The sequence below is a fragment of the Thauera sp. 63 genome, from assembly GCF_000310165.2.
GTDB classification, from domain to species: domain Bacteria; phylum Pseudomonadota; class Gammaproteobacteria; order Burkholderiales; family Rhodocyclaceae; genus Thauera; species Thauera humireducens.
This window is the reverse complement of the sequence record NZ_AMXC01000008.1, coordinates 1-21,753: the sequence shown is the minus strand read 5'-3', so window position 1 is coordinate 21,753 and position 21,753 is coordinate 1. Positions and strand designations below refer to the sequence as shown.

17 protein-coding genes are annotated in these 21,753 nt (G+C 67.2%); 12 read left to right on the top strand and 5 right to left on the bottom strand.

The window, feature by feature from the left end:
- The first annotated feature begins 37 nt into the window (after positions 1-37).
- Both C664_RS08965 and C664_RS08960 read left to right on the top strand, forming a co-directional pair.
- On the top strand, positions 38-1,114 hold the full coding sequence (locus C664_RS08965) for a hypothetical protein (RefSeq protein WP_004258085.1): 1,077 nt from the start codon (positions 38-40) through the stop codon (positions 1,112-1,114).
- 3 nt (positions 1,115-1,117) lie between these two features.
- Complete coding sequence (locus tag C664_RS08960; protein ID WP_004258083.1) at positions 1,118-2,242, top strand: peptidoglycan -binding protein; 1,125 nt, start codon at positions 1,118-1,120, stop codon at positions 2,240-2,242.
- Between the two features lie 16 nt (positions 2,243-2,258).
- Here the strand turns inward: C664_RS08960 and C664_RS08955 are convergent, their stop codons facing one another.
- The 3 genes from C664_RS08955 to icmF form a co-directional block, all read right to left on the bottom strand.
- Positions 2,259-2,660: a DUF2721 domain-containing protein gene (locus C664_RS08955; protein WP_038011397.1), complete on the bottom strand. Its 402-nt coding sequence runs from the start codon at positions 2,658-2,660 to the stop codon at positions 2,259-2,261.
- 96 nt (positions 2,661-2,756) lie between these two features.
- On the bottom strand, positions 2,757-4,391 hold the full coding sequence (locus C664_RS08950; RefSeq protein WP_004258076.1) for a methyl-accepting chemotaxis protein: 1,635 nt from the start codon (positions 4,389-4,391) through the stop codon (positions 2,757-2,759).
- A 207-nt stretch (positions 4,392-4,598) separates the two neighbouring features.
- On the bottom strand, positions 4,599-7,865 hold the full coding sequence (icmF, locus tag C664_RS08945; RefSeq protein ID WP_004258072.1) for a fused isobutyryl-CoA mutase/GTPase IcmF: 3,267 nt from the start codon (positions 7,863-7,865) through the stop codon (positions 4,599-4,601).
- 229 nt (positions 7,866-8,094) lie between these two features.
- Between icmF and C664_RS08940 the strand changes: the two genes are divergently transcribed.
- The 4 genes from C664_RS08940 (at position 8,095) to C664_RS08925 (ending at position 12,635) form a co-directional block, all read left to right on the top strand.
- Complete coding sequence (locus C664_RS08940; protein ID WP_004258067.1) at positions 8,095-9,132, top strand: AraC family transcriptional regulator; 1,038 nt, start codon at positions 8,095-8,097, stop codon at positions 9,130-9,132.
- 144 nt (positions 9,133-9,276) lie between these two features.
- Positions 9,277-11,337, top strand: coding sequence for a PAS-domain containing protein (locus tag C664_RS08935; RefSeq protein WP_004258062.1), 2,061 nt, complete (start codon positions 9,277-9,279; stop codon positions 11,335-11,337).
- Positions 11,334-12,062: a response regulator transcription factor gene (locus C664_RS08930; protein ID WP_004258058.1), complete on the top strand. Its 729-nt coding sequence runs from the start codon at positions 11,334-11,336 to the stop codon at positions 12,060-12,062. Before C664_RS08935 ends, C664_RS08930 begins: the two co-directional genes overlap by 4 nt.
- A 90-nt stretch (positions 12,063-12,152) precedes the next feature.
- Positions 12,153-12,635, top strand: a complete 483-nt coding sequence (locus C664_RS08925) for a VOC family protein (protein WP_004258054.1) — start codon at positions 12,153-12,155, stop codon at positions 12,633-12,635.
- Between the two features lie 78 nt (positions 12,636-12,713).
- On the opposite strand, the gene ypfJ is transcribed toward C664_RS08925, so the two are convergent.
- Positions 12,714-13,580: a KPN_02809 family neutral zinc metallopeptidase gene (gene ypfJ / locus C664_RS08920; RefSeq protein ID WP_004258050.1), complete on the bottom strand. Its 867-nt coding sequence runs from the start codon at positions 13,578-13,580 to the stop codon at positions 12,714-12,716.
- 71 nt (positions 13,581-13,651) lie between these two features.
- Positions 13,652-15,058 carry a KamA family radical SAM protein gene (locus tag C664_RS08915; protein ID WP_004258044.1) on the bottom strand — a complete coding sequence of 469 codons (1,407 nt, stop codon included), beginning with the start codon at positions 15,056-15,058 and terminating at the stop codon, positions 13,652-13,654.
- 500 nt (positions 15,059-15,558) lie between these two features.
- On the opposite strand from C664_RS08915, the gene C664_RS08910 reads away from it, so the two are divergent.
- The 6 genes from C664_RS08910 to mnhG all read left to right on the top strand — a co-directional run bounded on the left by C664_RS08910 (position 15,559) and on the right by mnhG (position 21,684).
- Positions 15,559-18,468, top strand: a complete 2,910-nt coding sequence (locus tag C664_RS08910) for a monovalent cation/H+ antiporter subunit A (protein WP_004258040.1) — start codon at positions 15,559-15,561, stop codon at positions 18,466-18,468.
- On the top strand, positions 18,468-18,809 hold the full coding sequence (locus C664_RS08905; RefSeq protein ID WP_004258037.1) for a Na+/H+ antiporter subunit C: 342 nt from the start codon (positions 18,468-18,470) through the stop codon (positions 18,807-18,809). Before C664_RS08910 ends, C664_RS08905 begins: the two co-directional genes overlap by 1 nt.
- 79 nt (positions 18,810-18,888) lie before the next feature.
- Positions 18,889-20,523, top strand: a complete 1,635-nt coding sequence (locus C664_RS08900) for a monovalent cation/H+ antiporter subunit D (protein WP_004258035.1) — start codon at positions 18,889-18,891, stop codon at positions 20,521-20,523.
- On the top strand, positions 20,520-21,044 hold the full coding sequence (locus C664_RS08895) for a Na+/H+ antiporter subunit E (protein WP_004258032.1): 525 nt from the start codon (positions 20,520-20,522) through the stop codon (positions 21,042-21,044). The genes C664_RS08900 and C664_RS08895 overlap by 4 nt, the downstream gene beginning before the upstream one ends.
- The gene (locus tag C664_RS08890) at positions 21,041-21,325 is read left to right on the top strand and encodes a K+/H+ antiporter subunit F (protein WP_004258028.1); all 285 of its coding nucleotides are present in this window, start codon (positions 21,041-21,043) and stop codon (positions 21,323-21,325) included. The genes C664_RS08895 and C664_RS08890 overlap by 4 nt, the downstream gene beginning before the upstream one ends.
- Positions 21,322-21,684, top strand: coding sequence for a monovalent cation/H(+) antiporter subunit G (mnhG, locus tag C664_RS08885; protein WP_004258025.1), 363 nt, complete (start codon positions 21,322-21,324; stop codon positions 21,682-21,684). Before C664_RS08890 ends, mnhG begins: the two co-directional genes overlap by 4 nt.
- The last annotated feature ends 69 nt before the right edge of the window (positions 21,685-21,753 follow it).

The window sequence follows — 21,753 nt, the reverse complement described above, 5'->3', positions numbered from 1 at the left end:
CTGCGGGTCACGCCGAACCCTGCGCAAGAGGTCGCCGATGGAACACAAGGTCTTCACCAAACCGGTCCATGTCACCACCTGGATGGGCGTCTTCCTGGCCCTGGTCGCGGTGCTCGCCGCAGTGCTGGTGCCACAGCTCAAGCACGCCTTCCTGGCCAATGCCGCCTTCAATGGCCTGATCGTGTTCGTGCTGGCGATCGGCATCGCAGTGAACCTGCGCCAGGTCTGGCGCCTGCAGCGTGAGGTGCTGTGGATCGAGGCCTTCCAGCAACACCCGGATGCCACGGCCGACACCCCGCGGCCCACGCTGCTGGCACCCATGGCGCGGCTCCTGTCGAGCCGCAAGCGCGGCCAGTTCCACCTGTCGCCGGCGTCGATGCGCACGCTGCTCGACAGCGTGCAGATCCGCCTGGAGGAGCAGCGCGACCTGTCACGCTACCTCATCGGCCTGCTGATCTTCCTCGGCCTGCTCGGCACCTTCTGGGGCCTGCTCGTCACGATCCGCTCCATCGGCGAGATCATCGGCAACATGAGCGTGGGCAGCGATCCCGTGGCGATGTTCGAAGCGCTCAAGACCAAGCTCGACGCGCCGCTGGGCGGCATGGCCACCAGCTTCTCGACCTCGCTGTTCGGCCTGGCCGGCTCGCTGATCGTCGGTTTCCTCGACCTGCAGTCGGGCCATGCACAGAACCGCTTCTACAACGAACTGGAAGAATGGCTGTCGCACATCACCCGCCTGCCTTCGGGCACCGGCATCGAAGGCGAGGCGAGCGTACCCGCTTACGTGCAGGCCCTGCTGGAACAGACCGCCGAGGGCCTGGACCGCATGCAGCGCTCCTCGGCCGAATCCGAGCGCGAGCGCCGCACCACCGCGGAACACCTCGCCGAGCTCAACACCCAGCTTGGCCGCCTGGCCGAACTCATCGGCCGCGAATCGCGTGACCTGTCCGCCCTGTCGGCCTCGCAGGACGAGTTGCGCGGCCTGATCCGCCAGCTCGCCCAGCAGCCGGCACAAGGCGCGCAGTTCTCGGAAGACCTGCGCGCCGAACTGCGCCTGCTGTCGCGCACCATCGCCGCCGCCCTGGGCGGTGCAGGCAGCCAGAAGGCGGACTGAGCCATGGCCCGCCTGTCCCGCCGCCGCGCGCTGGACTTCTGGCCCGGCTTCGTCGACGCCCTCGCCTCGCTGCTGATGGTGTTGGTGTTCGTGATCCTGATCTTCGTCATCGGCCAGTTCGTGCTCGCCGACGCGGTGAGTGGACGCGACCGCGCGCTGGCGCAACTCAACGCCGAACTCGCAGCCCTGGCGAAGACGCTCAGCCTGGAGCAGTCGGCCCGGGAACTGGCCGACGTCCGGGTGGGCGAACTGAGTGCCTCGCTCGCCGGTTCCGAGCGCGAGCGCGAAGCCCTGTCCACCGAGTTGCTCAGCGCCCGCGGCGAACTACATGCCGCACAGGATGAAGCCAAGGCGCAGCGCGAGGAAGCCGCCCGCCTGTCCGCCGACATCGCCGCGCTGGCGCGGCTCAAGAGCGAACTCGAGGCCGAGGTCGCGCGCCTCGCCAGCGCCCTCGACACCTCGGAACGCGGCCTCAAGGAGCAGACCGCGATGTCGGAGCAGGCGATCGCCCAGGTCGAACTGCTCAACCGCCAGCTGGCGGCGGTGCGCACCCAGCTCGAACAGCTCAACGCCGCGCTCGCGGTCGCCGAGGCTGCGGCCCGCGACAAGGACCTGAAGATCGAGGAGCTAGGCCGCGAGCTCAACCTGGCGCTGGCCGCCCGGGTGAAGGAGCTGGCGCGCTACCGCTCCGAGTTCTTCGGCCGCCTGCAGGCGGTGCTCGGCAATCGCAAGGACATCCAGATCGTCGGCGACCGCTTCGTGTTCTCGAGCGAGGTGCTGTTCCCGACCGCCTCGGACGAGGTCAGCGCGGAAGGCATGATTCAGCTCACGCGGCTGGCCGAGACGCTGAAGACGCTGTCGGCAGAGATCCCGGCCGACCTGCCCTGGGTGCTGCAGGTCGACGGCCACACCGACCGCCGGCCGATCTCAACGGCGCGCTTCCCGTCGAACTGGGAACTCTCCACCGCGCGCGCGCTGGCCATCGTCAAGTTCCTGCGTAGCCAGGGCATTCCCCCGCAACGGCTGGCGGCGACAGGCTATGGGGAATTCCATCCGCTGGATTCGCGCAACGCCGAGGACGCCTACGCCCGCAACCGCCGCATCGAACTGAAGCTGACGAGCCGCTGAGGCGAAGCCGCGCCGCTCAGCCCTGCGGCGGACGGCGGGCGTCCTCGAGATCCTTCACCACCACCGACAGGGCCTCGGTCGAGATCAGCACCTCGACCAGCGACAACACCAGGGACAGCGCCAGCGTGAGGATGCTGGCGCCGAACAGCAGCTTGCCGGGCAACTCGGACTCCATGAACAGCGCGAACATCGACAGGGCGCACAGCAGGAAGCTGAGCACGCCGAAGCTCTGCATGTACTTCGTCAGCAGAATGCGGCGCTTGAGGCCCGGCAACTGGCGCTGGACAAGATCCGCGCTTCGATCGGTCGAGACATTCAGCTGGCGGATCACCTGGGCCAGCGTCAGGAAGCGGTTGGTATAGGCGAGCAGAAGCAGCGAGATGGCCGGAAAGAGCAGCGCGGGCGTGGTCAGATTCATCATGCGGCGAGTGTAACCCGAGCCCGGCCGGCAGCCTCCGCCACCGCCCTCGGCGCCATCGCCCACACCGCCGCGCCACGGCACGGTGCGTTCGCTTTAGACCTTGACCCGCGCCAGGGCTGCATCCAGGGCGCTGGACACCTCGGCAAGCCCGCGCGAGGTATCGGCGATCCCGGTCACGGCCATCGCGGAATCCTCGGCGCGCCGGGCGATGTCCTCGACACTGCCGGCGATCGCGGCGGCAGCGCTCGCCTGTTCCCGCGTCGCCAACTGGATTCCGTCGCTGAGGCGCAGGCTGTTCTCCGCAGACTCGCGGATTTCCGTCAGCGCAGCGAGCGCCTCCTGGATCAGGCCCACGCTGAACTGGACGCGGGCGCTTCCGGACTCGGCACTGCGGACCGCCGCGAGGGTGTCGGTGTGCAGCGACTCGATGATGGCGCCGATCTCCACCGTTGCCGTGGTCGTCCGCTCCGCCAGCTTGCGCACCTCGTCCGCCACCACCGCGAAACCGCGCCCCTGCTCGCCCGCCCGCGCCGCCTCGATCGCCGCGTTCAGCGCGAGCAGGTTGGTCTGGTCGGCGATCTCCTTGATCACGGTGGCGATCTTGCCGATCTCCTCCGACGACAGGCGCAGTCTGTCCATGGTCGCCGTCGTCTCGCTGACTGCCTGCGCGAGTTGCTCGATCTCGCTCACCGCATGGCCCGCCTGCTCCATGCCTTCGGCCGCCATGCGTCGCGTCTCGCGCGCAGCCCCGGCCGACGCCACGGCATTCTCGGCCACCTCGCCGACAACCACGGTTACCTGCTCGACGGCAGCGGCGGTATTGGACGCCGAATCGCTGGTCCCCGCGGCGCTGTCCGAGACATGGTCGCTCGATCGTTGCAGCGTGCGCGACTCCGCCACGATCCGGGCGCCCGCTTCGCGCACGTTGATCATGATCGCCTGCAGGTTCGCCATCATCGCGTTGTAGGCGTCGCCGATGGCTTGCAACTCCCCACCTCCCTGAAGGCGTGCGATACGTCTCAGGTCACCATCCTGCTGTGTCGCAGCCATCGTCTCACGCAGGCGCGACAGGTCTGCGGACATGCCGCGCACCACGCCGAACTGCAGCCACGCGCCGACGAGCAGGGCCAGCGCCAGCACGCCCCACAACCATGCGTCAGGCAGCGCAGCGCCACTCAGCGCGGCCGCGGCGAGGAACGCGGCCGCCGCCGTCATGACGCCAAGCCCGCAACCGAAACGCCCCACCAGCGACCAGTTCGTCAGTCGCCCGAGCATTCCGGCACGGACCACGCGGCCGTCACGCACATCGAACTTGCCGGGACTGGCGCGCATGCGGCGGTAGGCCGCATCGACCCGCGCGATGACCTCGCGATCCGGTCGGCGGCGAACCGATTCGTAGCCCACCACCTCGCCGTTCTCCCTCACCGGCGACGCGAAGGCGTGCACCCAGTAGTACCCGCCATCCTTGCGCCGATTCTTGACGTAGCCGCTCCAGGACATACCGGCCTTCAAGGCACGCCACAGGTCCGCAAAGGCCTCCGGCGGCATGTCGGGATGGCGAACGATGTTGTGCGGCTGTCCGATCAGCTCGTTGCGGTCGAATCCGGACAGTGCGACGAACAGATCGTTTGCCACCTCGATTCGCCCGGCACGATCCGTCCGGCTGTAGATGAACTCCCCGTCGGGGACGATGGTTTCGTCCGAGCTGACTGGTTGGTTGATGCGCATTTATTCCTCCCTCGGGTACTTGCATCCTTCACATACGGCGCATCCTGGTACCACGAGGGCATTCCTTGAGCGTGCACGTGCATATGGCTGCGGATTTTGCGCCATATCAAGGAAATGCCAAGCGAAACACGCCACGTACAGGCAAAAAAAACGGCGCCGAAGCGCCGTGTCCCATTAGGGAGAGGGGAAGCCGGGAGAGACTGTCCGTTACATGCTGCGGCGGTACTGGCCGCCGACCTTGTAGAGCGCATCGGTGATCTGACCCAGCGAGCAGTAGCGCACCGCGTCGACCAGCACCTCGAAAACGTTGGAATTGGTGATCACGGCCTGCTGCAGCTTGGCCTGCCACTTGGGCGCCTCGGCCTTGTTGCGGGCATGGAAGTCGGCCAGGCGCTTCAACTGGCCCTGCTTCTCTTCCTCGGTCGAGCGCGCCAGCTCGATCTCCTGCTGGGCCTGGCCCTTCGGGTTGAGGAAGGTGTTCACGCCGATGATCGGGTAGGAGCCGTCGTGCTTCTTGTGTTCGTAGTAGAGCGACTCCTCCTGGATCTTGCCGCGCTGGTAGCCGGTTTCCATCGCACCCAGCACGCCGCCGCGGCTGGCGATGGCCTCGAACTCCTTGAGCACGGCTTCTTCGACGAGATCGGTGAGTTCCTCGATGATGAAGGCGCCCTGGTTCGGGTTCTCGTTCTTGGCCAGGCCCCACTCGCGGTTGATGATGAGCTGGATCGCCATCGCACGGCGCACGGACTCTTCGGTCGGCGTGGTGATCGCCTCGTCGTAGGCGTTGGTGTGCAGCGAGTTGCAGTTGTCGTAGATCGCGATCAGCGCCTGCAGCGTGGTGCGGATGTCGTTGAAGTCCATCTCCTGCGCGTGCAGCGAGCGGCCCGAGGTCTGGACGTGATACTTCAGCTTCTGGCTGCGCTCATTGGCGCCGTACTTGTTCTTCATCGCCACCGCCCAGATGCGGCGGGCGACGCGGCCGATCACCGAGTACTCCGGGTCCATGCCGTTGCTGAAGAAGAAGGACAAGTTGGGCGCGAAGTCGTCGATGTGCATGCCGCGCGCGAGGTACGACTCCACGTAGGTGAAGCCGTTCGACAGCGTGAAGGCGAGCTGGCTGATCGGGTTCGCACCGGCTTCGGCGATGTGATAGCCGGAGATCGACACCGAATAGAAATTCTGCACCTTGTTATGGACGAAGTACTCCTGGATGTCGCCCATCATCTTCAGCGCGAATTCGGTGCTGAAGATGCAGGTGTTCTGGCCCTGGTCTTCCTTCAGGATGTCGGCCTGCACCGTGCCGCGCACGGTCGACAGCGTCCAGGCCTTGATCTTGGCGTACTCGTCCTCGGTCGGGTCGCGGCCGTTGTCGGCCTTGAACTTGGCGATCTGCTGGTCGAGCGCGGTGTTGAAGAAGAAGGCGAGGATGATCGGCGCCGGGCCGTTGATCGTCATCGACACCGAAGTGGTCGGCGCGCACAGGTCGAAGCCGTCGTACAGCACCTTCATGTCGTCGAGCGTGGCGATGGACACGCCGGAGTTGCCGATCTTGCCGTAGATGTCCGGACGCGGATCCGGGTCGCAGCCGTACAGGGTCACCGAGTCGAAGGCGGTCGACAGGCGGTGCGCCGGCATGCCTTCCGAGACCCGCTTGAAGCGGCGGTTGGTGCGGAAGGCGTCGCCCTCGCCCGCGAACATGCGGGTGGGGTCCTCGCCCTCGCGCTTGAACGCGAACACGCCGGCGGTGTAGGGGAAGGAGCCGGGAACGTTCTCCTTCATCAGGAACTTGAGCGTCTCACCCTCGTCCTCGAAGCTGGGCAGCGCGACCTTGCGGATCTTGCTGCCGGCCAGCGAGGTGTGCGTGAGCTGGGTGCGGATCTCCTTGTCGCGGATCTTCACCACGTACTCGTCGGCGGCGTACAGCGCCTTCTCGGTCGGCCACTGCTCCAGCAGCTTCTTCGCTGCCGGGGTGAGCTCACCGTCCTTCCAGTTGATCAGCTCGTCGAACGAGCCGGCGTCCTTGCCGCACTGCTCGAACAGCCCCTTGGCAATCTTCAGCGACTGGCGCTCGCGTGCGACGCGGGCCTGCTGCTCGACGTGCTTGTGATAGCCACGGACCGTGTCGGCGATCTCGGCGAGGTAGCGGATGCGCTCGGCGGGGACGATGGCACGGCCTTCCGAGGACGCCTTCACGCTCACTGCAGGCAGCTTGCTCTTGGCGGCCTTCAGGCCCTTTCCGACCAGGGCCGGCAGCACGGCCTGGTACAACGCGGTGACGCCATCATCGTTGAAGCGCGCCGCCATGGTGCCGAAGACCGGCATCTCGTCGGTGTTCTGGCTGAACAGCTCGCGGTTGCGCTGGTACTGCTTGCGCACGTCGCGCAGCGCGTCCTGCGCGCCCTTGCGGTCGAACTTGTTGATGGCGACGAAGTCGGCGAAGTCGAGCATGTCGATCTTCTCGAGCTGGCTGGCGGCGCCGAACTCGGGGGTCATCACGTACAGCGACAGATCGACGAAGGGCACGATCGCTGCGTTGCCCTGGCCGATGCCGGAGGTCTCGACGATCACCAGGTCGAAACCGGCCAGCTTGCATGCGGCGATGACTTCGGGCAGCGCGGCCGAGACTTCGGAGCCGGTGTCGCGGGTGGCGAGCGAGCGCATGTAGATGTTGTCGTGCTCGATCGCGTTCATGCGGATGCGGTCGCCCAGCAGCGCGCCGCCGGTGCGCTTGCGCGAGGGGTCGATCGACACGATGGCGAGCTTGAGCTTGTCGTCCTGGTCGAGACGGAAGCGGCGCACCAACTCGTCGGTCAGCGAGGACTTGCCCGCGCCGCCGGTGCCGGTGATGCCCAGCGTCGGCACCTCGGTCTTGGCCGCGGCGTCGATCAGCGCCTTCTTGACGTCGTCGCCGTAGCCGCCGTTCTCGAGCGCGGTGATGATGCGCGACAGCGCACGGCGATCGCCGGCGGCCAGCGCCTTCAGCACCGCGTCGGCCTTCTGCGGCGCAGCCTTGGTGATGTCGGTGTCGCAGCGCTCGACCACGCTGTTGATCATGCCCTGCAGGCCCATCTTGGCGCCGTCTTCGGGCGAGAAGATATGGGTGACGCCGTACTCGTGCAGTTCCTTGATCTCGGCCGGCACGATCACGCCGCCACCGCCGCCGAAGACCTTGATGTGCTCGCCGCCGTTGGCCTTGAGCAGATCGATCATGTACTTGAAGAACTCGACGTGGCCGCCCTGGTAACTCGTGATGGCGATGCCCTGCACGTCTTCCTGCAGCGCGGCATTGACGATCTCGCCCACCGAACGGTTGTGGCCAAGGTGGATGACCTCGGAGCCGGTCGACTGCAGGATGCGGCGCATGATGTTGATCGAGGCATCGTGGCCGTCGAACAGCGCCGCGGCGGTAACGAAACGCACCTTGTTCTTCGGCTTGTAGGGCTGCAGCTTGTGCGCAACGCTCAGGTCGGTCATGTCGGTCTTCCCCCGGACGTGTTGATGATGGTGGTGCTGCTGTTATGGCCTGAATGGTAGAAGGCACCCGGCGCCTTTGCCATTGCGCTTGCCGACGGCAATCATGCAAAATCCGCCAATCTTCGATGCAGCACGGCGCCTACCCGTCCCCTCCCACACCATGCTCCCGAACAAGCGCGAACGACAGCGCGGTCATCGCCAGGCAGCCCGAAATCAAGCCACTGTGGCGATGGGCTTCGTCGACGGCATGCTGTCGGGCCTGCGCCGCCGGGGACACGACCCCACCGCGCTGCTGACCGCGACCGGCATCAGCCTTGCAGATGTCGCCAGCCGCGTCCCGGTCGACCGCTATGCCGCGCTCTACAACCTGATCATCGCCGAACTCGACGACGAGGCCTTCGCCCTGTTCTCGCGCCCGATGCCCACCGGCAGCTTCGAGTTCCTGTGTCGCGGCATGCTGGGCGCGACGACGCTCGACGACGCCCTGGCGCGGGCCTGCCGCTTCCTGCGCATCGTGCTGCCCGACCTGCGGGTGAGCGTCCGCCGTGACGGCACGCGCGCCGAGCTCGAGATCGCGGAGACGCAGCCCGTGTTCGCCGGGCGCGAAGACCCGGCCCGCGTCTTCGCCTTCGAATGGCTGCTGCGACTGGTGCATGGCGTGGCCTGCTGGTTCGTCGGCCGCGGCCTCGCGCTCGACAGCGTGCGCTTTCCCTACGCCCGGCCGGCGCATGCCGACGACTACGCGCTTGTCTATACCGAACGCTCGAGCTTCGAAGGCGACACCCTGCTGGCCCGCTTCCACGACAACCTGCTCGACCTCCCCATCCGGCGCGACGACGCCGCGCTCGGCCGCTTCCTGGAAGGCGCACCGGGCCGCATCTCGATGCTCTATCGCCGCGACCGCGAGATGGTGCTGCGGGTGCGCGACCTGCTGCGCGCCGCGCTGCCGGAGAACCTGTCGATCGAACAGGTCGCACAGCAGTTGCACCTGTCGACCCGCACCCTGCACCGCCGGCTCGAGGACGAGGGCTCCAGTTTCCGCCTGATCAAGGAAGCCACGCGGCGCGACATCGCCTACGCGCGCCTGACGAAGACCGCGCAGCCGATTGCCCAGCTGGCGGCGGACCTGGGCTACGCCGACACCTCCACCTTCTACCGGGCCTTCGTCGCGTGGTCGGGACAGTCGCCCGAGCAGTTCCGCAGCCAGCTGGCCGCACGACACGGCGCCATGACAGGCGGGAAGCCCCAGAGAGGCGAACGGCGATAACGTTGACGTAAACGTCATCGTTTCGTCAGGATGCCGGATTGACGCGGCTTGCCAAGGATGTGACGCCTGCCCTGCCCGGCAGCGACGAACTGTGCAACCATTGGTCAGAAGACACGCGAGAGACACAGGAGGCGCGCCCGGATCATGGCGAAAGCAGTCGAGGACGAACTTCAGTTGACCGCATCGTCGCCCGAGCAGCGCCGCCGCTACGACCTGCTGATGGCGGGTCTCGACCTGCTGGATCAGGCCATCGCCGTGTTCGATGCGTCGCCGAAGCTGGTGACCTGGAACAAGGCGCTGCTGCGCCTGCTCGACTTCCCGGAATCGCTGGTCCGCGTCGGCACGCCGTTCGAGGCCTTCGTGCGCTTCAACGCCGAGCGCGGCGAATACGGCGAAGGCGACATCGAGAAGCTCGTCGCCGCGCGCATGGCCTCGGCCCGCGCCTTCGAACCGCACTACGTCGAACGCGTACGCCCCAACGGGCGCGTGCTGGCCGTACGCGGCGTGCCGATCCCCAACCTGGGCTTCGTGTCGCTGTGGACCGACGTCACCGAACAGCGCCGTGCCGAGGCGCTGATCCAGGAACAGAACGCGCGCCTAGAGGCCCGCGTGCGCGAACGCACGGCCGAACTGGAAAAGGCCAACCGCGAGATCGACCAGATTGCCGAGGCGCTACGCCTGTCCGAGGGCCGCATGCGGCTGATCCTCGACGCCATCCCGGCGATGATCGCCCATGTCGACGCCGGCCGCCGCTACCGCTTTGCCAACCGCGCCTACGCCGAATGGTTCGGCCTGACGAAGGAGAGCATCGTCGGCCGCTCCATCGTCGAAGTGTTCGGCGACGATGCCTACGCTGCGATCGAACCCTATCTCGAGGACGCCGAGAACGGCGAGCGCGTCAGTTACGAGTACGCACGCAGGAATGCCGAGGGCCGGCTGGTCCATGCACGCAGCGCGGTCGTGCCCGACGTGTCGCTCGAAGGCGGCTTTCGCGGCTATTTCGTGATGTCGATCGACATCACCGAGCAGAAGGCCAGCCAGGCCGCGCTGGTGCAGGCGCAGAAGATGGAGGCGGTCGGGCAGCTCACCGGCGGGCTGGCGCACGACTTCAACAACCTGCTCACCATCATCATCGGCAACCTGTCGGCCCTGCAGGGCAAGCTGGCGGGCGGCGAGGGCAGCGAATACGTCGACCCGTCGCTGCAGGCGGCGCGGCGCGGTGCGGAGCTGATCCGCCGCCTGCTGACCTTTTCGCGCCGCCAGACGCTGGAGCCGACCGCGGTCGAGGTTGGCGAGCTCGTGCGCAACATGACGCAACTGCTGGTGCGAACGCTGGGCGAAACCATCGCCGTGCATCTGCAGTTGCCCGACCGGCCGATGTACGCACTGGCCGACGCCAACCAGCTCGAGAACGCGCTGATCAACCTCGCCATCAACGCGCGCGACGCCATGCCGGACGGCGGCGAGCTGACGATCACCGTACAGCCGCGTCGGGTCGATGGCGCGCTCGCGAAGCTCGGCGAGGTCGCGCCCGGGGACTATGTGCAGTTCGACGTCAGCGACACCGGCAAGGGCATCGAGCCGGCCGTGCTCGCGCGTGTGTTCGAGCCTTTCTTCACGACCAAGCCCTTCGGCGGCGGCAGCGGCCTGGGGCTGTCGATGGTGTACGGCTTCGTGCGCCAGTCGGGCGGCAACATCCGCATCCTCAGTACGCCGGGCAAGGGGACGAGCGTGCGCTTCGTACTGCCCGAGACGCCACCGCTCAAGCAGGCCCCTGTCGCGGCCGGCCACCGCGACGCGCCCGCGGCCGTGCTCACCGGCCCCATCCTGCTGGTGGAAGACGAGCCCGAGGTGCGCAAGGTGATCCGCATGCAGCTCACGGCACTTGGCCATGCGGTGCTCGAAGCCGGCGACGGCGTCGAGGCCCTGGCGCTGCTCGAAAGCGTCGAGGACATCGCGGTGCTGATCAGCGACACCGTGATGCCGGGCGGATTGAACGGCCGCGAACTGGCGCAACGCGCCCGCGCCCTGCGCCCTGCGCTGCCCATTCTGCTGGTCACCGGCTATGCGCGCGAGTTGCCGGCCGGCGACGATGCGGCTGCCGGAATCCCGGTGTTGCGCAAGCCTTTCGACCCGCCGGCGCTCGCCGCCGCGCTGGCCAGCCTGACCCTGACGGACCCGACCACGGAGCCTTCCGCCACATGACGATGAACGCAACGGATACCGGCAACCCGATCATCTTCGTGCTCGAAGACGAGCCGGACATTGCCCGCCTGATCTGCAGCAGCCTCGCCGAGTACGGTTTTCGCTGCGAGCACCTGCGCACCGGGCGCGACCTCCTGGTGCGCGCACGCTCGACGACGCCCGACCTGTGCATCGTCGACCTGGGCCTGCCCGACATGGACGGCATGCAGGTCGTGCGCCAGTTGCAGGAAGGCACGCCGTGTGCGGTCCTGATCCTGACCGGCCGCAACGATGTCACCGACCGCGTGCTCGGCCTCGAACTCGGCGCCGACGACTACATCGTGAAGCCCTTCGAGCCGCGCGAGCTGGTCGCCCGCGTGCGCTCCATCCTGCGCCGCTACCAGCGTTCGGCGGCGGCTGAGGCGATCACCGAGCGCAACATCGCCAGCTTCGCCGGCTGGATCTTCGATGGCAACCGCCACACCCTCACGGCCCCCGACGGTCGCGAGATCGGCCTGTCCGCCGCGGAGGCTGGCCTCCTCGCCACGCTGCTGCGCCGCCCGAACAAGATCCTGTCGCGCGAGCAACTGCTGGGCGAACGCGACGTCGATCCCTTCGACCGCAGCATCGACGTGCGCATCTCCCGCCTGCGGCGCAAGCTCGACGACGACCCGCAGAACCCGAGGCTCATCAAGACCGTTTACGGCGCTGGCTACCTGTTCGCGGCCCAGGTGTCATGGCAGTGAGCCAGCGGCACGGGATGGCGGGAGGTTTTCAAGTCTAGTCGCGCCGTTCATAATTATGAGTTATTGATTAGCCACTACCGGAGTCCTCCAATGTCGTCCCCGCGCCCCTTCAAGATCCTCGGCATCCAGCAGATCGCCATCGGCGGCCCGAGCAAGGAAAAGCTCAAGACCCTGTGGGTCGACATGCTCGGCCTGGAAGTCACCGGCAACTTCGTCTCCGAGCGTGAGAACGTCGATGAGGACATCTGCGCGATGGGCGCCGGCCCGTTCAAGGTGGAGGTCGACCTGATGCAGCCGCTCGACCCCGACAAGAAGCCCGCGGTGCACACCACGCCGCTGAACCACGTCGGCCTGTGGGTGGACGACCTGCCGAAGGCGGTGGAGTGGCTGAGCGCCAACGGCGTGCGCTTCGCCCCGGGTGGTATCCGCCGCGGCGCAGCGGGTTTCGACATCACCTTCCTGCACCCGAAGGGCAACGAGGAATTCCCGATCGGCGGCGAAGGCGTGCTGGTCGAGCTGGTGCAGGCGCCAGCCGAGGTGGTCGAGGCGTTCGCCAAGCTCGCCGCAGGCTGAGCACGACACTCGTCGGTCCAAAGGGGCACGGCCTTGCGGGCGTGCCCCTTTTTCACTCGCGGCCCCGCGGCGCGAAGACTACAGCGCCGCCACCGAGAAGGTGTCGCACGCACGCAGGTCGCCCTGCGCCAGGCCGACACGGAACCAGCGCACCCGCTGCGCAGCACTGCCGTGGGTGAAGCTGTCGGGCACGGCATAGCCCTGCGCCTGCTTCTGGATGCGATCGTCGCCAATCGCGGTGGCGGCGCGCAATGCCTCATCGACGTCGCCCTGCTCGAGGACCTGCCGCGTGCGATCGGCGTGGTACGCCCACACCCCGGCCAGACAGTCGGCCTGCAGTTCGAGTCTTACGGATAACTGGTTCGCCTCCCGCTCGGACAGGCGCTGGCGTGCCTGCTGCACCTTGTCGGAGATGCCGAGCAGGTTTTGCACGTGGTGGCCGACCTCGTGCGCGATCACATAGGCCTGTGCGAAATCGCCCGGCGCGCCGAAACGACGGTGAAGATCGTCGAAGAAGGACAGGTCGAGATACACCTTGCCATCGGCCGGACAGTAGAACGGCCCCATCTGCGCCTGCCCGACGCCACAGGCACTGCGCGTGGCCCCGGAGTAGAGCACCAGCTTCGGTTCCTGGTACTGGCGGCCGCCGGACTGAAAGATCGGCCCCCAGGTGTCCTCGGTGTCGGCCAGCACCATCGAGGTGAAACGCGCCAGCTCATCCTCGGCCGCCGAGCGCGGCACGCCCGGCTGCGAGGACTCGATTGCCGGCGGCTGCACCATGGTCGCAGTGTCGAGCACCACGCTCGGGTCGATGCCGAAGTACATCGCCACCAGCACCAGCACGAGGGTGCCGATGCCGATCTTGCCGCGCCCGCCCAAGTGAGGCCCGCCCTGGCCGCGGCGATCCTCGACGTTGCGGCTTTCCCTGCCGTTGCGAAAGTCCATGATCCTCTCCCGCCGTTTCCTGTTGGCATGCTACTCCGCCAACCGTGGCGGCGGGAAAGGATGTCGCGCGCTCAGTCCGCGTGAGCCGCGGCGGCGAGCTTGTCCTCGCGGATCGCCTCGTACTCGTCTTCCCAGAACCACTTTTCGTCGCCGAAGGCCGGCTTCAGGTGGTGCAGCCAGGTGGCCTGGTCGTCGTACCGGGCGAAGAACGGACGCTGCACCCAATCCGGATTGCGGCCTTGGATGAAGCGCAGCGCGAACACTTTCTCGCCGGCGATCTCGGTCACGCCCTGGATCTCGACCTTGCCCGGGCTGGCGCTCATGCTCGGCCCGCGCGCGGTGCGGGCGAGACCCGATACCTGCTGCAAGGCCTCGCGGTAGATCTGCCAGGCACGCGCCAACGGCACCTCGAAGTAGGCGCGCGCGCCGGTGTCGCGCTCGGCAAACAGGTAATAGGGGACGATGCCGAGCTTGACCTGCAGCTTCCACATCTTCGCCCACACTGCGGGGTCGTCGTTGATGTGCGCCAGCAACGGCCCCTGCGCGCGGATCACCGCACCGGTGCTGCGGATGCGACGGATCGCAGCCTGCGCGACCTCGGTGTCGAGCTCCTTCCAGTGGTTGTAGTGCGCCATCAGCGCGACGTGCTTCCCCGCCTCGACCAACTGCGTCAGCAGGCGGATCAGGTCGTCGGCGTCCTCGGCCCCGAGGAAGCGATGCGGCCAGAAGGTCAACGCCTTGGAGCCGATGCGGATCGTCTGGATGTGGTCGAACTCGGGCTGCAGCAGCGGCTCGAGATAGTCGCGCAGATGGCGCGTCTTCATCACCATCGGGTCGCCGCCGGTGAACAGCAGGTCGGTGACTTCGGTGTTGCGACGCAGGTAGTCGTGCAGCGTCTTGGCTTCGGAGGCTGCGATACGCAGTTCCTTGTCGCCGACGAACTGGGCCCAGCGGAAGCAGAAGGTGCAGTAGCTGTGACAGGTCTGGCCCTGGCTGGGGAAGAACAGCACCGTCTCGCGGTACTTGTGCTGGATGCCGTCCAGGCGCGTGCCGTGCTCGTCGCGCGGCATGTTCATCTCCATCTGGTCGGCCGGATGCGGGTTGAGCTCGTGGCGCACCTCGGCGATGGCCTGCTCCAGTTCGGCCTTGTCGGCACCGTTGCGCAGCAGGGTGGCGATGCGTTCGAAGTGCGCCGGCGCCAGCATGCCGCGTTGCGGGAAGGTGAGCTGGAAGATGGGGTCGGCCGGGATGTTGTTCCAGTCGATCAGTTCGTCGATGACGTACTGGTTCACACGGAAGGGCAGTACCGAGGACACCACCTTCATCTCGAAGCGCTGCGCAGCGGAAAGTCCTTCGAGCTGCGGGATGCGATCGAGGTCGCGCTGCGTGTAAACCTTGAACGGCACCGGCTCGAAAGCGGCTTGGGCGGCCTCCTCGATGCGCCAACGGGGCTGGAGGGCCTGCACTTGAGCACTCATCTGTCGTCTCCTTGCGGTCTGGTCTTGCAATTTGCGTCGGCGCCACGGAGGCGGCGCCCACAGCCCTGCGACCGGATGCAGTTGGATCGGTCGGACGGTCGTCAGGGAATCAGGGAAAGCGTCCGGCGGCGCAGAGGGATGGCGCCAGGCTCCGGATCGGCATGCGCCCGCTTCCGCGGGCTCGATGGAAGTGGGCGCATGTTATTTCACGAAGTTAATTTGTGCAAATATGATTGAGCGGCCTGCAATTTAGTTCCCGACGGGATCGCCTGCCGCCTTCGTGCGCGGCATCTCGGCCCGCTGGCGCCCATCGGCATCGCCATCCGGCACGCGCAAAGTCCGCCTGAAATGGAGGGAACCCCGCGCGAAAAAATGCATCCCTCCACCCTTGGCATCAAAGTTGCTGTGTTATCTTCAACCTCACTCCGGCCATCCCTCAGGGCCCCTGCCGGATCGCGCTGCACCCGGTCGCCACTCGATTCGCCGCCTGATCACGTTCAATGCTGCTCGCCTCACTCATCCTCATCCCGTTCCTCGGCAGTGCCCTTGCCGCACTGATGCCGCAGGACGCGCGCAACCGCGAATCCTGGCTGGCGATCGCGGTTGCGGTTTGCGGTCTGCTGATCGCGCTCGCCCTGTTCCCGCAGATTGCGAGCGGCGAAGTGCTGCGCGAGGAGTTCGCCTGGCTGCCTGCGCAGGGCCTCTTCTTCGTGCTGCGGGTTGACGGGCTGGCCTGGGTGTTCACCCTCCTGGTGCTGGCCATCGGCCTGCTGGTGGTGCTCTACGCGCGCTACTACATGTCGCCCGACGATCCGGTGCCGCGCTTCTTCTCCTTCCTGCTCGCCTTCATGGGCTCGATGCTGGGCGTGGTGCTGTCGGGCAATCTGGTTCAACTGGTGGTGTTCTGGGAGCTCACCAGCCTCACCTCCTTCCTGCTGATCGGCTACTGGCACCACCGGGCCGATGCCCGTCGCGGCGCGCGCATGGCCTTCACCGTGACCGCCACCGGCGGACTGTGCCTGCTCGCCGGCGTGCTGGTGCTCGGTCATATCGTCGGCAGCTACGACCTCGACACCGTGCTTGCAGCCGGCGACCAGATCCGCGGCCACGACCTGTATCTGGCCGCACTCGCCCTGATCGCGCTCGGCGCGCTGACCAAGAGCGCGCAGTTCCCGTTCCATTTCTGGCTGCCGCACGCAATGGCAGCGCCCACCCCGGTGTCGTCCTACCTGCACTCGGCGACGATGGTGAAGGCCGGCGTCTTCCTGCTGGTGCGGCTGTGGCCGGCACTGGCGGGCACGCCGGAGTGGACCTGGATCGTCGGCGGCGCCGGCGTCTGTACCCTGCTGCTCGGCGCCTTCATCGCCATCTTCCAGCACGACCTCAAGGGCCTGCTGGCGTACTCGACCATCAGCCATCTCGGCCTGATCACGGTGCTGATCGGCATTGGCACGCCGCTGGCAATGGTCGCGGCGATCTTCCACATCCTCAACCACGCGACGTTCAAGGCATCGCTGTTCATGGCCGCCGGCATCATCGACCATGAATCGGGAACGCGTGACCTGCGCCTGCTGCGCGGGCTGCGCCACAAGCTGCCGGTCACCGCCACGCTGGCCATCGTCGCCAGCGCTGCGATGGCGGGCGTGCCGCTGCTGAACGGCTTCCTGTCGAAGGAGATGTTCTTCGCCGAGACGCTGCACGTCGGCGGCGACCGCAACTGGTGGATGTCCTTCGCCGCGGTGGCGATGGGGATGTTCAGCGTCGCCTACTCGCTGCGCTTCATCTCGATCTTCTTCGGCACGCCGGCGCAGGACCTGCCGCGCGATCCGCACGAACCGCCGCGCTGGATGCGCTTTCCGGTCGAGCTGCTGGTGCTCACCTGCCTCATCGTCGGCATCGCACCCGGCATCAGCATCGAACCGATCCTGAACATCGCGGTGCATTCGGTGCTCGGCAGCGCGGCCCCGGACTATGACCTCGCGGTGTGGCACGGACTGAACCTGCCGCTCTTCATGAGCGTGCTCGCGCTCGCGGGCGGCGTGTTGCTGTACATCGTCCTGCGGCGCCACTTCGATCTGCAGCAGCGCGAGCAGGTGCCGCTGATCCACCGCTTCAACGGCGCGCAGGCCTACGAGACGACGATGCTGCAGCTGACACGCTCGGCAGGCTGGCTACTCAGACGCATCGGCACCACCCGGCTGCAATCGCAGTTGGTGCTGCTGATGCTCATGCTGCTGGTGGTGCCGCCGATCCTCGCCGGCGCGCCGCCCGCGTGGACGCGCATCCCGCTGCAGGACTTCGACCCGCTGTTCGCTGCGATCTGGGCCATCGGCGGCGCCTGCGCCGTTGCCGGCGCCTGGATGGCGAAGTATCACCGCCTGGCCGCGCTGGCCCTCATCGGCGGCACCGGCATCGTCACCGCGGCAACCTTCCTGTGGCTGTCCGCGCCCGACCTGGCGCTGACCCAGCTGATGGTGGAGACCGTCACCACCGTACTGATCCTGCTCGGCTTGCGCTGGCTGCCGCCACGGCTCGAGTCGGTCGACACCCCCGCGCAATCGCCCACCCGCGTGTGGCTGAGGCGTTCGCGCGACCTGCTGATCGCGGTCGGTGGCGGCCTCGCGCTGGCCGCACTCACGTATGCGGTGCTGGTGCATCCGGCCTCGGACACGATCGCCGACTTCTTCCTGCTCAACGCACTGGGCGGCGGGGGCGGCAGCAACGTGGTCAACGTCCTGCTGGTGGACTTCCGCAGCTTCGACACCCTGGGCGAGATCACTGTGCTGGCGATCGTCGCCCTCACGGTGTATGCCCTGCTGCGTCGCTTCCGCCCGGCCCCGGAAAGTGCAGGCGTCCCGCCGCAGCAGCGCTTCGAGGCGGACCCCGCCAGCAGGCAAACCCCTGCGCAACAGGCGGACAGCGGCTACCTGCTGGTCGCCGGCATCTACATGCGCCTGCTGCTGCCCTTCATGGGCGTGATCGCAGTCTATTTCTTCATGCGCGGCCACAACCTGCCTGGGGGAGGCTTCGTCGCCGGCCTCATCTTCGCCGTCGCCATCCTGGTGCAGTACATGCTTGCGGGCACGGTCTGGGTCGAGAGCCACATCAACCTGCGCCCGCATCGCTGGCTGGGCTTCGGCCTGGTGCTGGCCTGCGTCACCGGCCTGGGTGCATGGCTGTTCGGCCACCCCTTCCTCACGACCTACACCGCGCACGTGGACTGGCCGCTGGTCGGTGAGCTGCACCTGCCGAGCGCCTTCGTGTTCGACCTTGGGGTGTTCACGGTCGTGGTCGGCACCACCATGCTGATGCTGGTCGCGCTGGCCCACCAGTCGCTGCGGGCACACCGCCTGCCGGGCGAGGAGGCCCAGGCCGTCGAACAAGGCAACGCCGACGGGAGGGCGAACTGATGGAACTGGTACTGGCGATCGCCGTCGGGGTGGTGTTCGGCTCGGGCATCTGGCTGATCCTGCGCCCACGGACCTTCCAGCTCATCACCGGCCTGCTGCTGATGTCCTATGCGGTGAACCTGTTCATCTTCGCGATGGGCCGCCTGTGGGTGGACAAGCCGCCGATCACGCCCACCGCCGGTGTCGATCCCGCCCAGTTCGCCGATCCGCTGCCGCAGGGCCTGGTGCTGACCGCCATCGTGATCGGCTTCGCCACCACCGCGCTCTACCTGGTGATGATGATCGGCGCGCGCGGCCTGAGCGGCAGCGACCACGTCGATGGCGAGGAGCCGCGCGAATGAGCGCGCCCGCACGGCCGCCCGAAGGGAAGCGCTCTCCTCCCCCGGGGAGGATGTCGCGCAGCGACAGGAGGGTAGTCCAATGAACCCGCTGCCCTGGATGCACCACCTGATCATTGCCCCCGTGCTGCTGCCGCTGCTGGTCGGCGCGCTGCTGATCCCCGTCAACCAGAAGCGCCACGCGCGGAAGTTCGCCTTCAGCGTCGCCAGCGGCGCGCTGCTGTGGGGGGTGGCGATCGCCCTGCTGGTGCTGGTGGACCAGGAACACTGGCCGGATGGCATTGGCGTGTATCTCGCCTCGAACTGGGCGGCGCCGTTCGGCATCGTGCTGATGGTCGACCGCCTTGCCGCGCTGATGCTGGTGCTGACCTCGACCATCGCACTGGCCGTGCTGGTGTTCTCGGCACGGCGCTGGGACCGGGTCGGCGTGCATTTCCACTCGCTGTTCCAGTTCCTGCTGATGGGGCTCAATGGCGCCTTCCTGACCAACGACCTGTTCAACCTCTTCGTGTTCTTCGAGGTGATGCTGGCGGCGTCCTACGGTCTGGTGCTGCACGGCTACAACCTGCGCCGCATCCAGGCCGGCATGCAGTACATCGCAATCAACCTGGCCGCTTCGCTGCTTTTCCTGATCGGCGTGTCGCTGATCTATGCGGCCTCGGGCACGCTCAACATCGCTGACCTCGCGACGCGCGTGAGCGGCCTCGGTGCCCAGGACACCTGGCTGTTGCAGATCGGCGCCACCGTGCTGGCGCTCGCCTTCCTGACCAAGGGCGCGATGTGGCCGCTCGGGTTCTGGCTCCCCACCACCTATGCGTCCGCCTCCGCACCGGTGGGCGCGATGCTGGTGCTGATGACCAAGGTGGGGGTGTATGCGGTGCTGCGGGTATGGCTGGCGGTGTTCGGCGAGGGCAGCGGCGAAGGAGCGAGCGCGCTCGCCGGCTTCGGCCTCGCGGCGCTGACCGTCGGCGGGCTCGCGACCCTGCTGTTCGGTGCCGTCGGCATGCTGTCCAGCGAGGACGGCGGGCGCATGGCGGGCTACGGTGCGATCATCTCGTCCGGCACGCTGCTCGTGGTGATCGGCCATTCCGGCAGCGCGGTGCTGGCCTCGGGGTTGTACTACCTGCTCGGCTCCACGCTGGCGATGGCAGCCTTCATGCTGCTGATCGAACTCACCGAGCGCATCCGCCCGCCGGGCGCGGCGCTCCTCGCCATCACCATGGAAGCCTTCGCCATCGAGGACAAGCCGGAAGACCCGGTGGGCGTCGGCATGCCAGGAACCCTCACCTTTCTCGGGCTGAGCTTCGCTGCATGTGCGCTGGTGATCAGCGGCATGCCGCCGCTGTCGGGCTTCGTCGCCAAGTTCAGCCTCTTCCACGCGATGCTGGGCGCGACGCAGGGCGAGGTGCCGGCCACCACCTGGCTGATCATCGCGCTGATGGTGCTGGGCGGGCTGGCGGCGATCATTGCCCTGATGCGGCTGGGTGTGCGCACCTTCTGGGCGTCGGGCGCCGTGACCGCGCCACGGCTGCAGTTCTCCGAGGCCGTGCCCGTCGGCGCACTGGTGTTGGCGTGCGTGCTGCTGACGGTGCAGGCGGGGGCGGTGTTCGACTACCTCGGGCGCACCGCCAACGGCCTGCTGCGCAGCACCGATTACAGCGCGCGCGTGCTGGGCGAACCGCCCGTGCAGCGGGCACCGGCAGGAGGCGCGCAATGAGACGCTGGCTACCCGCACCGCTGTTGTCGGTCTGCCTGTTGCTGACGTGGCTGCTGCTCAACCAGAGCGTCGATGCCGCACACTGGCTGCTGGGCGGCGTGCTCGGCATCGTTGCGCCACTGCTGGCACGTCCGCTGCAGCCCCACGGCCATGCCCGGCTCCGCCGCCCGCTGGCGCTGTTCCGGCTGCTGTGGTTCTCGGCGATCGAGATCGTCCGCTCATGCTTCAACGTCAGTCAGATCATCCTGCTGCGCCGCTCGGCCGACGTGAACTCGCAGTTCATCCGGATCCCGCTCGACCTGCGCAGCCCGCACGGCCTGGCCCTGCTGTCCTGCCTCATCAACTCCACGCCGGGTACGGTGTGGGTGGAACTCCTGCCCGACAGCCACGACCTGCTGCTGCACGTGTTCGACCTGCACGATGCACAGTGGTGGGTGGAGACGATCAAGACGCGCTACGAGCAGCCGATCATCGAGGTCTTCGAGTCGGCCGGCGCGAGAAGCCCGGGAGAAGCTGCATGACGACCGTGACGCTGCTTTCGGCGGCAATCCTCTTCGCGCTGGCCTGCGTGATCCTTGCCATGATCCTGTGCACCCTGCGCCTGCTGATCGGGCCTTCGGCCCAGGACCGCGTGCTGGCGCTCGACACGCTGTGGATGTGCACGATGGTGCTCGCCCTGATGCTGGGCATCCGTCACGGCAGCCAGATCTATTTCGAGGCGGCGCTGATCATCGCCCTGCTCGGCTTCGTGTCGACGATCGCGCTGGCCAAGTTCCTGATGCGCGGCGAGGTGATCGAATGAGCACGGTTGCATCCCTGCCCTGGTGGGCCGCGGTGCCGGTGGCCGTCCTGCTCGTACTGGGCGGACTGATCACGCTGCTCGGCACGCTCGGCCTCCTGCGCCTGCAGACCTTCTATCAGCGCATCCACGGTCCCGCCATCACGACCACCCTCGGCGCGGGCTGCATTCTCGTCGCCTCGATGGTGTATTTCACCGTGGGGCAGTCACGCCTCGTGATCCACGAATTGCTGATCAGCGTCTTCGTGCTGATGACGGCGCCGGTCGTGGCCATGCTGATCATGCGCGCCGCCGTTTACCGGGACCTTCGCAACCACCGCGACCCGGTCGCAACCGGCGATCAGCCGCCAGAGCCGGACTGATCCGTAGCCTCGAGCGCTTCGTGCAGAAAAAAAAAACGGGCCTGCTCACGCAGGCCCGCCGATTCGACA

Coding starts and splice junctions, on each gene's coding strand:
- C664_RS08895 (WP_004258032.1), top strand. CDS start 20,520: ATGAGACGCTGGCTACCCGCACCGCTGTTGTCGGTCTGCCTGTTGCTG.
- C664_RS08955 (WP_038011397.1), bottom strand. CDS start 2,660: ATGAATCTGACCACGCCCGCGCTGCTCTTTCCGGCCATCTCGCTGCTT.
- C664_RS08910 (WP_004258040.1), top strand. CDS start 15,559: ATGCTGCTCGCCTCACTCATCCTCATCCCGTTCCTCGGCAGTGCCCTT.
- C664_RS08940 (WP_004258067.1), top strand. CDS start 8,095: ATGGGCTTCGTCGACGGCATGCTGTCGGGCCTGCGCCGCCGGGGACAC.
- C664_RS08915 (WP_004258044.1), bottom strand. CDS start 15,058: ATGAGTGCTCAAGTGCAGGCCCTCCAGCCCCGTTGGCGCATCGAGGAG.
- C664_RS08935 (WP_004258062.1), top strand. CDS start 9,277: ATGGCGAAAGCAGTCGAGGACGAACTTCAGTTGACCGCATCGTCGCCC.
- ypfJ (WP_004258050.1), bottom strand. CDS start 13,580: ATGGACTTTCGCAACGGCAGGGAAAGCCGCAACGTCGAGGATCGCCGC.
- C664_RS08900 (WP_004258035.1), top strand. CDS start 18,889: ATGAACCCGCTGCCCTGGATGCACCACCTGATCATTGCCCCCGTGCTG.
- mnhG (WP_004258025.1), top strand. CDS start 21,322: ATGAGCACGGTTGCATCCCTGCCCTGGTGGGCCGCGGTGCCGGTGGCC.
- C664_RS08925 (WP_004258054.1), top strand. CDS start 12,153: ATGTCGTCCCCGCGCCCCTTCAAGATCCTCGGCATCCAGCAGATCGCC.
- C664_RS08950 (WP_004258076.1), bottom strand. CDS start 4,391: ATGCGCATCAACCAACCAGTCAGCTCGGACGAAACCATCGTCCCCGAC.
- C664_RS08905 (WP_004258037.1), top strand. CDS start 18,468: ATGGAACTGGTACTGGCGATCGCCGTCGGGGTGGTGTTCGGCTCGGGC.
- C664_RS08890 (WP_004258028.1), top strand. CDS start 21,041: ATGACGACCGTGACGCTGCTTTCGGCGGCAATCCTCTTCGCGCTGGCC.
- C664_RS08960 (WP_004258083.1), top strand. CDS start 1,118: ATGGCCCGCCTGTCCCGCCGCCGCGCGCTGGACTTCTGGCCCGGCTTC.
- C664_RS08965 (WP_004258085.1), top strand. CDS start 38: ATGGAACACAAGGTCTTCACCAAACCGGTCCATGTCACCACCTGGATG.
- C664_RS08930 (WP_004258058.1), top strand. CDS start 11,334: ATGACGATGAACGCAACGGATACCGGCAACCCGATCATCTTCGTGCTC.
- icmF (WP_004258072.1), bottom strand. CDS start 7,865: ATGACCGACCTGAGCGTTGCGCACAAGCTGCAGCCCTACAAGCCGAAG.